The sequence below is a fragment of the Micromonospora sp. NPDC004704 genome, assembly GCF_053601675.1.
On sequence record NZ_JBSGCD010000015.1, the window covers coordinates 102,162 to 114,261 of the forward strand.

Here is a 12,100-nt window from a genome sequence, read left to right on the forward strand (position 1 = left end):
GCGCAGTCGTGCGCCCTTATCGATCGACGCTCTGACATGGCCTTCGTCGGACGTTATGGATGTCTACGAGCTGATCGAGAGCATCGCCGCACGTTTCCCCGATGAGGTAGCCATTGTGGAGGGCGACGGTCACCTGACCTACGCCTCCCTGATGGAGAACGCCGCCCGGGTGGGCGCCGCTCTGCGGGAGCGCGGCGTAGGGCGCGGCGACATCGTCGCGATCAGCCTGCCGCGGGGCACGGCGGCGATCACCGCGATGCTCGGCATCCTGCACGCCGGGGCGGCCTGGCTGCCGCTCGACCGGGACCACCCGCAGGCCCGGCGCACCCGCATCCTCGACCGGGTGGCGCCCGTGCTGGAGGTGACGACCTCAGCCGCCGACGGGCCCGGCACCGTTCGCCAGTCCACGCTGGACGCTCTGCTGGCCGCAGGGGAGCCTGTTGGGCGAATCCGCGTCGGTGCGGACGACCCGGCCTACGTCATCGTCACGTCGGGCTCCACCGGGGAGCCGAAGCCGGTCGTCGTGCCGCGACGCGCGCTGACCCACTACTGCCGGGCCGCGTCCGAGGTCTACGGGCCCGGGCCAGGCGACCGGGTGCTGCAGTTCGCCTCGCTGAGCTTCGACGCCTCGATCGAGGAGATCTTCCTCCCGCTGTGCGCGGGCGCGACCGTCGTGGTGCGCGACGAGCAGATGATCGGGCGGCCGGACCTGTTCCTCGGGACCTGCGGGTCCTGGCAGATCTCAGTACTGGGGCTGCCCACCGCGTACTGGCTGGAACTGCTCGTGGCTCTTGAACAGGGCGAGGTGGACCTGCCGCCGGGGCTGCGGACGGTGGTGATCGGCGGGGAGGCCGTGCGCGCGGACGCGGTGCGCCGGTGGCGGCGGCATGCGGTTCCCGGCGTACGGCTGATCAACAGTTACGGACCCACCGAGACCACCGTCGTGGCGACCACCGCGGACCTGTCCGGCTGGGACGGAGAGGACCCGGTGCCGATCGGTCGACCGCTGCCGGGCGTCACCTGCCGGGTGGTCGACGTGGAGACCGGCGCCGAGGCCGAGGACGGCGAACTGTGGATCGGCGGCCCGGCGGTGGCCACCGGTTATCTCGGCGACGACGACCTGACCGCCGCCCGGTTCATGCAGCAACCCGGCTCGGGCCGGGAGTACCGCAGCGGTGACCGCGTCCGCCGGCGCCCGGACGGCGAGCTGGAGTATCTCGGCCGGCTCGACCGCCAGGTCAAGCTCCGGGGTTTTCGGGTCGAACCGGGCGAGGTGGAGGCCGCGCTGGCTCGTGCGCCGGGCGTGCTGGAGGCGGCCGTGGAGGTCGGCGACCTGGACGGCCGACCGATTCTGCGGGCGCACCTGCTGGCCGCCGGCGGAACGGGGCAAACCGTCGACCCAGCGGTGGTACGCGAGCACGTCGCCCGGCAGTTGCCGGCCTTCCTGCGTCCGCACTCGATCACCGTGCATCCGACGTTCCCCCGGACCGTCTCCGGCAAGATCGACCGGGAGGCGCTCGCCGCCCTGCACCCCACCGCGCCGGCCGCGCGACCGGGGCCGGGGCACGAGACCGTCGCCGACGGAGGCGCGGTGCGCCGGATCTGGGCCGAGCTGCTCGGCGTCGACTCGGTCACCGACGACGACCACTTCTTCGAGCAGGGCGGCGACTCCCTCGCGGTGATCCGGCTGGTCACCCGGCTGCACCGGGAACACGGCCTGGAGATCGACATGGCCGAGGTGCTCGCCCGGCCCCGGTTCCAGGACGTGGCGAGCGCCGTCCGCGCCGCGGCCCGCGAGGTGACGCCGGCCGAGATTGATGACGCGGAGACCGGTGACCTGACCCCGCTGCAACGCGATTTCGTGATCTCCGAGCACCTGGTCGAGCTGCCGGTCCACACGCTCGGCATCCGGTACCGCCTGCCGCAGCCGGTCGAGCCGGACCGGCTGCGGCACCTGCTGCGCCGGTTGGCGCGGCGGCACCCCGCCCTGCGGCAGCGGATCCAGTTCGACGGCGACCGGCCGGGCCGCGTCGTCGCCGCCGACGTCGAGGTGCCGCTCGAGACGCTCGACCTGCGCGCCGAACCGACCGAGGAGGCGGACCGGCGGGCGGGGCAGGCCCGGCGGGCCGCCACCCGGGTGCCCTTCGACCTGTCGTCCGGGGAGCTGCCGGTCCGGGCGCTGCTGCTGCGCCAGGCGACCGGGGACGAACTGGTGCTCGTCGTCCACCACATCGGCTTCGACGGATGGTCGGTGGCGACCTTCGGCGACGACCTCGGCAGCCTGCTGGCCGAAACCGACTCCACCGAACACACCGACGCCGCCCGAGGCCGGGCGGCCGCGTCCGCACTGACGGGCCTGGTACGGCGGGACACAGCGGCGGCGCAGAACGCCGATCTGGTCGGGTACTGGCGGCAGCGACTCGCCGGGCTCGACACCTCCTGGGCGCTGCCCGCCGACCGGCTGCGCCCGGCACAACGGACCTTCGCGGTGGAGCGGGTCGCCCGTACCCTCGAGGATCGTCAGGTCCGCCGCTGGCACGACCTGGCCCGCCGCCACCACACCAGCCTGTTCGTCGTGGCGCTTGCCGCGATCCAGACGCTGGTGCACCGCTACACCGGTGTCACGGACGTCACCGTGCTCGCCCCGACGGCCCGTCGCGGTGGACATCCCGACGCCGTCGACCTGGTCGGGCCGGTAGTCAACGTCCTGCCGCTGCGCGGCGACCTCGGCGACGACCCGAGCATGACCCAGCTGGTGCACCGCCTGGCCATCGCGGTCGTCGAGGATCTGGCGCACCAGGATCTGCCCACGCCGGGCATCGTCGCCGCGGCGGAGCTGCCCGTGGGCCGAGGCCGCAACCGCCTCAGCACCGTCTCGCTGAGCGTGCACAACCTGCCGGAGCCGACGGCCGGCGGGGTCTGCTACGCCGGCGACGAACCACCGGCCGCCTCGACGCTAGACCTCGCGGTGGCGATCGACATCGCCGGCGGCCACACGTTGCTGACCCTGGACTACGCGACCGAGCTGTTCGACGAGCGAACCATCACGGCGATCGGCGACCACCTGGTGACGCTGCTCGACGCCGCATGCCGCAACCCGGAGCTGCCGATCAGCCGGCTGCCCATGCTGTCGGACGCCGAACGCCACGCCATCCTGGAGGAGCACCAGGGCTCCGACCTGGCCGGCATCGACGTCCCGCCGATGCACGGGGTGCACGAGTACGTCGAGCGGTGGGCCCGGGAGACGCCGGACGCCCCGGCGCTGCTCGTCGACGGCGCCACCGTCAGCTACGCCGAGTTCGACGCCGCCGCGAACCGGCTCGCCCACCAGCTGGTCGCTCAAGGCGCCGGACCGGGCGTGCTCGTCGGCATCTGCCTGGAACGCGACCTCGACCTGTTCGTCGCGCCGTGGGCGGTGCTCAAGACCGGCGCCGCCTACCTGCCTCTCGACCCCGCCTACCCGAGCGAACGCCTCGGCATGATGCTGGCGGACAGCGACGCCGGGATGCTGCTCACCCGCGGCGACGTGGACATCCCGGAACCACCCGCCGGCGTCCAGGTGGTCCGGCTCGACCAGTTCGCGGGCGACGACCACGACGACGTACGACCGCTGCCGCGCGTGGCGGCCGGCACACCCGCGTACATGATCTACACCTCCGGGTCGACCGGCCGGCCCAAGGGTGTCGTCATCACCCACGACCGCCTGATCGCCCTGGTCGCCGGCTGGCAGCACCACTATGGCCTGCGTCCGGAATGGAGCTACCTGCAGGTCGCCAGCTTCTCGTTCGACATGTTCGTCGCCGAGACCTTCCGGGGCCTGTGCACCGGTGGCCGGGTCGTGGTGGCGCCCCGCGAGGTGCTCCTGCGTCCGGAGAGTCTCGCCGAGCTGATCCGTACCGAGCAGGTGGGTTTCTTCGAGCTGGTGCCCGCGGTGCTGCGCCAACTGCTCGACCACCTCGACGCGACCGGCGGCGGCCTACCCTCGATGCGGATGCTCATCGGCGGCGGCGAAAAGTGGCACGTCGGGGAGTACAAGCTGGCCCGGCGCATCGTCGGCGCCCACGCCCGAGTGGCGAACGCGTACGGCGTCACCGAGGTCACCGTGGACAACACCGTCTTCGAGGGTGAGGTCGACGACCTGCCCGACGACGCGCCGCTGCCGATCGGGCGGCCCTTCCCCGGACAGCGGGTGCACGTCCTCGACCGGCACGGGGAACCGGTGCCGCACAATGTGATCGGCGAGCTCTACCTGGGCGGGTTCGGCGTCGCCGAGGGTTACCACCGCCGGCCCGAACTGACCGCCGAGCGGTTCGTCCCGGACCCGAACCGGCCCGGCGGACGCCTCTACCGCACCGGCGACAGCGCCCGCCGACGCCCGGATGGGGTGGTGGCCTTCCTGGGCCGGCTCGACGACCAGGTCAAGATCAACGGGCATCGCATCGAGCTGGGCGAGGTCGAGGCCGCCCTTACCGCCCTGCCCGGCGTGCAGGCGGCAGCCGCTGCGGTCCACCCCAACGCCCGCGGAATCGACCAGCTCATCGGCTACGTGGTGACGCGCGACCAGCAGGAGGGCTCGGAGGATCGAATCCGCGCCGCCCTCGCCGCCCGGCTGCCGCGCCATCTGGTCCCGGCCCGGATCCTGACGCTCGAGACGCTGCCCGCGACGCCGAACGGCAAACTCGACCGCCGTGCCCTGCCCGCGCCCACGGACCGGGTGGCCGCCCGGGTGGGGGAGCGAACGCCGCTGAACCCGGTGGAGCAGCGCGTCGCCCACGCGTGGGCCGAAGTCCTCGGCGTGGCGGACGCCCTGGAACCCGAGGACGACTTCTTCGCCCTCGGCGGGGACTCGTTCGCGGCCCTGCGCGTGGTCCGGCGCCTCGACGCCGAGGTGACCCTGATCGAGCTGTACCAGAATCCGACCGTACGGGGCCTCGCCGCGGTTCTGGCCGAGAAGGCGCCCCGCGGCACCGGGCTGCTGCACCGGCTCACCCCGGGCGACGCCGACATCGGGGCCGGTGGCGTCACCGTTGTCGCCGTCCCGTACTCGGGTGGGAACGCAATCGCGTACCGCCCGCTCGCGCTCGCCCTCCCGGCCACCTGGGCACTGCACGCCGTCGAACTGCCCGGCCACGACCCGACAAGCCCGGAGCAGCCGCTGCAGGCTGCCGAACAGGTGGCGGCCCGGGTGGTCGAAGAGATGGCCGAGCTGAGCGGCCCGCTGATGCTCTACGGACACTGCCTCGGCGTCGCCGTCACGGTCGAGATCGCCCGTCAGGCGGAGGCCCGCGGCCTGAACCTGGCCGGGGTCGGGCTCGGCGCCGGCTTCCCGACCGCCCGGCTGCCCGGGCGGCTGCTCGACCGGATCTACCGGTTCCTGCCGACCGACCGGTTCACCTCCAACCGTGAGTTGATGGCCTACCTGCGCGGCCGCGGTGGGTTCACCGACCTCACCGACACCGACGACACGGAGTTCGCGCTGCGCAACGTGCGTCACGACGCCCGGGACGCGGAACGCTACTTCACCGACCTCTACCGCGACGAGAACGTCGAGCCCCTCCGAGCCCCGGTACGCAGCATCGTCGGCAGCCGGGACCGGGTTACCGAGCACCACGAGGAGCGGATGCACGAGTGGGCGCACGTGGCGTCCGAAGTCGACCAGGCGGTGCTCCCGGACGCCGGGCACTTCTTCATCGGCACCCACTCGGCAGAGCTCGCCGAAGCGCTGACCGACCTGGCCACTCCCGAGCGGGCCCGGTCCTCCCCGGTGCCGGCACCGCCACCGGGGCCGGAACCGCGCCTCGGCCTGTTCGGCCTGGTCACCGCCGGGCAGCTGGTGTCCATGGTGGGCAGCGGACTCAGCGCCTTCGTCATGTCCATCTGGGTCTTCGCGCAAACCGGTTCGGCGGGCGCGTTTGCCGTCCTGAGCGCGGTCGCGGTGCTCCCCGGCGTTCTGCTCGGGCCGATCGGCGGCGCGGTCGCCGACCGCTGGGACCGGCGCCGGGTGATGATCGCCAGTGACGTCGGCTCGGCCGTCGCGGTCGCCGGCGTGGCCCTGCTCATCCTGCTCGGCGGCCTGCAGCTCTGGCACGTGTTCCTGGCCGTGACGATCACCTCGGTAGCCGGGGCCTTCCAGCGCCCGGCATACCTGGCCGCGGTGGCCCAGATGGTGCCCAAGCGCTACCTCGGGCACGCGAACGGGATCAGCCAGATCGGCGTCGGCATCAGCGCGGTCTTCGGCCCGCTGCTCGGCGCGGGCCTGTACGCGATGATCGGCATCGGCGGCGTGCTCGTCGTCGACCTGGCCACCTTCCTCGTCGGCGTCACCACGCTCCTCTGGGCGCGGATCCCCGACCTCGCCTTCCACCGCCGCGAGGAGAACTTCCGCACCGAGATCTCCCGGGGCTGGGCGTACATCGTGCGTCGTCCCGGACTGCGCGCCGCCATGTGGTTCTTCACCGTCGACCAGCTGCTGTTCGCCCTCGGCTTCGCGGTGGTCACCCCGATGTTGCTGGTCGAGCACTCGGCCGGGGCGGCCGGTCTCGCGCTGGCTGCGGGCGGCGTCGGCGGGCTGGTCGGCGCCCTGGTGATGGGCCTGTGGGGCGGCACCGCCCAGCGCATGCACGGGGTGCTGCTGGCGATGGCTGCCGCCAGTGCGGGCATGGCGTTGGTAGGGGTGTTCCCCGCCGTCTGGTGCGCGACGATCGGCCTGTTCGGCCTGGCGCTCGGGGTCGCGGTCGCCGAGGCGCACTTCATCGCGATGATCCAGACCAAGGTCGGGTTCGAGCTGCAGGGGCGGGTCCTGGCGCTCTACCTGTCGGTGATGATGCTGGCCACGCCGCTCGGATTCCTCATCGTCGCCCCGCTGGCCGACACCTGGGTCCGGCCACTGCTCGAACCCGGCGGAGGGCTGGCGTCGTCGGTGGGCCAGGTGCTCGGCACCGGCCCGGGGCGCGGTTTCGCGTTCCTGGTGGTGCTCAGCGGGTTGGCCCAACTGGCCTGGGCCTGGTGGGGGTGGCGCAACCCGGTGCTGCGCGACCTGGAGCGGACTCTGCCCGACGCCCTGCCCCCGCCCCGCCTGGCCGACAAGGACGAGATGCAGCGCCTCGCCGACGAGCAGCTGGCGGCGACACGTGCCTAGCCCCGGGACGACCACCGCGACCGTCGACGTCTCCGCGCTCGTGCCCGGCGCGCGGGTTCTGGTCCGCGACGAAAGCCGATATCTGTCGGGCAGTCACAAAGAGCCCTCCGCGTACGCCGTCGTCCGCCACGCCCGCGCTCTCGGATACGACCACGTCGTGATCACGAGTTGCGGGAACTACGGCCGGGCAATGGCGGTGGCGGCGGGTGCCGGCGGAATTCGGTGCACCGTGCTGATGCCGTCGGTCGGTAACGACGGCGGCGCGGGCATCCGTCGGCTGGGCGCGCGGACGATCGTGGTCGACGGCACATACGAGGAGGTGCATGACCGGACCACGGAGTACGCCGAGGAGCTGAACGCCGCAGACGGCAACGTGGACGGTCCGTTCGCCGCCGCGGTGCTGGCCGGCGCCGGGGACGTCGTCGACGCCCTGCACCGGGAGCTCGACGAGCCCCCGGCCACGCTGTGGCTCCCGGTCGGCAACGGCACCACCCTGACGGGGATCGGCCGCCGGGCACAGGCCCTCGGCTGGCTCGCCGCCCTGCACGGCGTCTCCTGCCTCGGCAACAACCCCATCGCCACCAGTTGGCCGGGCGACTACGCGCCGATCACGCCGGAACGCCTGGTCACGACCACGGTCAACATGCCGCTGGCCAGCTGGCACTCGCTGCACGGCCGGGAGGCGATGGCCCTGGTGCGCGACACCGACGGAGAGGTCCACGGCGTCGACGACGACGCCATGGTCAAGGCCGCGGCAGTCCTCGGCGACGCCGACCTGCATCCCACCCCTGGCGGTGCGGTCGCCTTCGCCGGCCTGCTCGCGTACGCCGCCCGCGAACGGCTCGGACCAGGAAACCACGTCGTGCTGCTCGGCGCGCGGGAAGTCGATGACCACCTCCAGGAGGACGCACGATGAACATCACCACCGGCAATCGTCAGCTGGACGACCTCACCGCCTTCTACATGGACGGGGCCGGGGACCGGGAAAGCGTCTTCGACGTCTGGGAGCGCGGCGAGGCGCACGGCGACTCGGTAACCCCGGCGACCTGGTCGCCCGAATACCGTCGGTGGATCGGGCAGATCCTCGTCGACACCATCAACGGTGACCCGGCCGGCCTGCTCAGCCTGGGCTGCGGCAACGCGGCGGTGGAAGCGGACCTGGTCGCGGCCGGTCACCGGATCCTCGCCGTCGATGCCCTGCCCCGCGCGGTCGAACTCGCCGCAGCCAAGGGCGTGCCGGCCATCTGCGCCGACCTGACCAACTGGGCACCCGAAGAGGAATTCGCCGTGGTCTACATGGACGGCGTCCTCGGCCACCTGCACGCGTCCGGCGCAGTCGCGCCGATCCTGTCCCGGATCCACGACTGGCTCGACCGCGACAAGCGCCCCGGCACCCTTGTCATCTCGAACGACGGGCCGCCGTCCGACGAGGCAGCCAGCCCGGCGCCGGGAGTCAACGGCTTCCACTGGCTGTCGGTGGGTTACCTGGTCGACGCGGCGACCGCGGCCGGCTTCGCCTCGGTGACCGCGATGACCTACCGCTACCGCCGTCCCGTCTCCGGGGAGCGCATCCGCTCGGTCGCTGTGGCCCGGGCCCGATGACCGACAGTTCGTGGGACCGCGCGGCAGCGTGGACGCTGGCGGTCGGATCGGGGCGTCCGGTGCTCGATCTCTCGCTCGGGATACCGCCCGACCCACCGCCGGCCCTGGCCACGGTCCGGCTCCGGCCTGAGGACCTCACCGGCTATCCACCCACCGCGGGGACGCCCGAGTTCCGCGTCGCGGCCCGCGACTACCTCGCCCGCCGGTTCGGCGCCGCGGTGCCGGTCGACGCGGTGGCACCCTGCGCTGGCGTCAAGGAGTGCGTGGCCATGCTGCCGGCGCTGCTGCGGAATCCCATGGCCCCGCACCGCGACACCGTGCTCGTGCCCGCGTTGAGCTACGCGCCGTACCGCGCCGGCGCGGAGTTCGCCGGCCTGCGGGTGCTCCGCGTGCCCACGGACCAGCACGGACGGATGGACGTGACGGCACTCACACCCGAGGTGGCAGGCCGGGCCGTGTGCCTGTTCGTCACCAGTCCGGGCAACCCGACCGGCATTGTGGAGCCGCTGCCGGCTATCGCCACCTGGGGCCGCCGGCATGGCGTTCCGGTGATCAGCGACGAGGCGTACGCGGAGCTGACCTGGGCCGGACCACCGCGTACCGTTCTGACCACCGGGCTCGACGGTGTCCTCGCCGTCCACAGTCTCTCGAAGCGCTCGCACGTGCCGGGGCTGCGCGCGGGTCTCCTCGCCGGTGACCCCGCCCTGGTGGCCGCGGTGGTCCGGGGTCGCCGTGACCTAGGCCTGATCCCGTCCGGCCCAGCCCAACACATCGCGGCGACCCTTCTGGCTGACGACGAGCACGTACGCGTGCACCTCGCGCGCCACCGGCAGCGCCTCGAAGGACTCGTCGCGCTGCTGCGGGACCTCGATGTCGACGTTCGGCCGCCAGAGGGCGGCATGTTCGCCTGGGCCCGCGCCCCAGGCGGATCCGGACGGCGGTGGGCGGACCGCCTTGCCGCCGGTTACGGAATCGTGACCACCCCGGGCGAGGTCTACGGCCAGGCCGGCGCGGCACACGTACGCCTCGCCGCAGTCGTCGACCCCGACCTGCTCCGCGACCGACTCGCCCCCGCCCGCAAGGAGAAAGCCCGCTCGTGAACAGTCCGATACCCGCCGAGATCGACCAATTGTGGGACCGGCGCGACACGCTCACCCCGGGCGACGCCGACGCGCGGGACGTGGTCGTCGCCGCCGTCGACCTGTTGGACCGCGGCGAGGCCCGAGTCTTCCGGCCGGAACCCGGCACCGGCGAGGTAATCGCCGACGAGCGGGCCCGGCGGGCGATCATCCTGTGCTTCCGGGTGCTGGACCTACAGCCGACCGAGGCGGGTCCGTTCCGCCACCAGGACCGGCTGCCGCTCAAGGCCGACTTTCCCGGCGTCCGAGTGGTGCCCGGGGCGATCGCCCGCTGGGGCAGCCACCTCGAACCCGGCGTCGTACTGATGCCATCCTTTGTCAACATCGGCGCCCACGTCGGCGCCCGGACCATGGTCGACACCTGGGCCACCGTCGGCTCCTGCGCCCAGATCGGCCGTGACGTCCACCTGTCCGGCGGGGTCGGCATCGGAGGCGTCCTGGAGCCGGCCGGCGCGGTCCCGGTCGTCGTCGAGGACCACGCGTTCGTCGGTTCCCGGGCCATGGTGGTCGAGGGCGCGCGGGTACGAACCGGCGCCAAGCTCGGCGCCGGCGTGCTGCTGACCGGCCGCACCCGGGTCTTCGACAGCGAGACCGGTGACGAACTGCCCCGTGGCGAGGCACCGGCCTGGTCGGTGTGCGTGGGCGCCACCTATCCCCGGCGCCACCCCGGCGGCGAGTTCGGCGCGCCCTGCCTGCTCGTGATCCGGCGCCTGGCCGAGGGGGAAACCCCGGACGCGCTCGCCCTGCAAGAAGTCTTCCGCGCACACGACACCGCAGGCTGAGGAGCGACCATGCCGATGAACCCCACCCTCGCCGCGCGGTTCGAGCCGATCGCGCGGGACGTCGCCGACCATTTCGGCACGCCTTTCCACCTGTACGACGAACGCGGCATCGAGGAGACCTGCAAGGCGTTCGCCGACGCCTTCGCCGGCACCGACTTCCGCGAATTCTTCGCCGTCAAGGCGTTGCCCAACCCGGCGATCCTCGCGGTCGTCGCCCGGCACGGCTTCGGTTTCGACGCCAGCTCCCCGGCCGAGCTCGCCGCGGCGGCCATCGCCGGGGCCACCGGCGAGGACATCTGTTTCACCTCCAACAACACACCGGTGGATGAAATGATCGCCGCCCTGGACGCCGGTGCGCTGATCACCATCGATGACGAGGCGGTGTTGGAGCGCCTGCTCACCCTGGGGCCGCCGCCGAAACGGCTGGTCTTCCGGCTGCACCCGTCAGCGTCTGACAGCACCCTGCCTGGCGGGATGCTCGGGGACGCCGAGTCGGCCAAGTTCGGCATCCCCGCCGACCGGCTCGTGCCCGCGGTGACGCTCGCCCTCGCGCACGGCGTCGAGGACGTCGGCCTGCACCTGATGCGCGGCTCCGAGCTCATGCACGCCGAGCCGTTCTCGCGTACTCTCGCCACGCTCTTGGACCTGGCGGTCCTGCTCCGTCAGCGGACCGGCGTGGCGGTGTCCTCAGTCAACATCGGCGGCGGCATCGGTATCCCGTATCGGCCCGGCGAGCAGCCGTTCGATCTCAAAGGGTTCGGCGCCGCGCTCGGTGACCAGCTCCAGCGCTGGGCCGCCGACACTGGACAACGGCAGCCGAGGCTGCACCTTGAGAGCGGACGGGCGGTCACCGGCCCACATGGCATCCTGGTGACCCGGGTCATCCACCGCATGCACAAGGCGCGCACGATGATCGGCGTCGACGCCGGCATGAGCGCGCTGATGCGGCCTGCGCTGTATGGCGCCTACCACCACGTCACCGTCCTGGACGGCCAGGCGCGACCCACCGAGGTCGCCGACGTGGTCGGGTCGCTCTGCGAGAACAACGACAAACTTGCCGTGCAGCGCGAGATTCCCCGGGCGGACGTCGGGGATCTGGTGATCGTCCACGACACCGGGGCGCACGGCTGGTCCATGGGGTTCACCTACAACGGCCGGTTGCGCCCACAGGAATTACTGCTGCACGACGACGGCACGGTGAGCCGGATCCGGCGTGCCGAGACCGTCGCCGATCAGCAGGTGACTCTGAAGTTCCCGGCGTCGGTCTTTCCCGGGCCGGACAACGGGCCGGACCCAGAGTTGTGTTGGACCTGACGCCGCATGGACCTGCTGCGTGCCGCGGAACTCCACGACCGGTACAGATCATGATGTTCAGCGCCCGAACACACCCGCTCGGCCTCTGGCAACTCGACGTGAGATGACGCCGTCCCCGGGGCGCT

The 12,100-nt window shown here is 72.5% G+C and carries 6 protein-coding genes; all 6 read left to right on the top strand.

Annotated features, from left to right (window positions below):
- Nucleotides 1–55 precede the first annotated feature (55 nt).
- From ACWEFB_RS21625 to lysA, 6 genes are read left to right on the top strand one after another with little or no spacing between them, the layout of a single operon-like run.
- Complete coding sequence (locus tag ACWEFB_RS21625) at nt 56–7,138, top strand: amino acid adenylation domain-containing protein (RefSeq protein WP_452287921.1); 7,083 nt, start codon at nt 56–58, stop codon at nt 7,136–7,138.
- Nucleotides 7,131–8,054, top strand: a complete 924-nt coding sequence (locus ACWEFB_RS21630; RefSeq protein WP_452287923.1) for a pyridoxal-phosphate dependent enzyme — start codon at nt 7,131–7,133, stop codon at nt 8,052–8,054. Before ACWEFB_RS21625 ends, ACWEFB_RS21630 begins: the two co-directional genes overlap by 8 nt.
- A complete protein-coding gene (locus tag ACWEFB_RS21635; protein ID WP_452287925.1) occupies nt 8,051–8,740 on the top strand; it encodes a methyltransferase domain-containing protein in 690 nt (229 codons plus the stop codon). Before ACWEFB_RS21630 ends, ACWEFB_RS21635 begins: the two co-directional genes overlap by 4 nt.
- Entirely contained in the window at nt 8,737–9,840 is a 1,104-nt protein-coding gene (locus tag ACWEFB_RS21640) for a pyridoxal phosphate-dependent aminotransferase (protein WP_452287927.1), read from the top strand. The genes ACWEFB_RS21635 and ACWEFB_RS21640 overlap by 4 nt, the downstream gene beginning before the upstream one ends.
- Nucleotides 9,837–10,661 (top strand): 2,3,4,5-tetrahydropyridine-2,6-dicarboxylate N-succinyltransferase, encoded by an 825-nt coding sequence (locus ACWEFB_RS21645; protein WP_452287929.1) that lies wholly within the window; start codon nt 9,837–9,839, stop codon nt 10,659–10,661. The genes ACWEFB_RS21640 and ACWEFB_RS21645 overlap by 4 nt, the downstream gene beginning before the upstream one ends.
- Nucleotides 10,662–10,670: 9 nt before the next feature.
- Entirely contained in the window at nt 10,671–11,975 is a 1,305-nt protein-coding gene (gene lysA, locus ACWEFB_RS21650; RefSeq protein ID WP_452287931.1) for a diaminopimelate decarboxylase, read from the top strand.
- The last annotated feature ends 125 nt before the right edge of the window (nt 11,976–12,100 follow it).

What these genes read in the sequence shown, in the direction of transcription:
- ACWEFB_RS21625 (WP_452287921.1), top strand. Translation starts at nt 56, where the DNA reads ATGGATGTCTACGAGCTGATCGAGAGCATCGCCGCACGTTTCCCCGAT.
- ACWEFB_RS21640 (WP_452287927.1), top strand. Translation starts at nt 8,737, where the DNA reads ATGACCGACAGTTCGTGGGACCGCGCGGCAGCGTGGACGCTGGCGGTC.
- lysA (WP_452287931.1), top strand. Translation starts at nt 10,671, where the DNA reads ATGCCGATGAACCCCACCCTCGCCGCGCGGTTCGAGCCGATCGCGCGG.
- ACWEFB_RS21635 (WP_452287925.1), top strand. Translation starts at nt 8,051, where the DNA reads ATGAACATCACCACCGGCAATCGTCAGCTGGACGACCTCACCGCCTTC.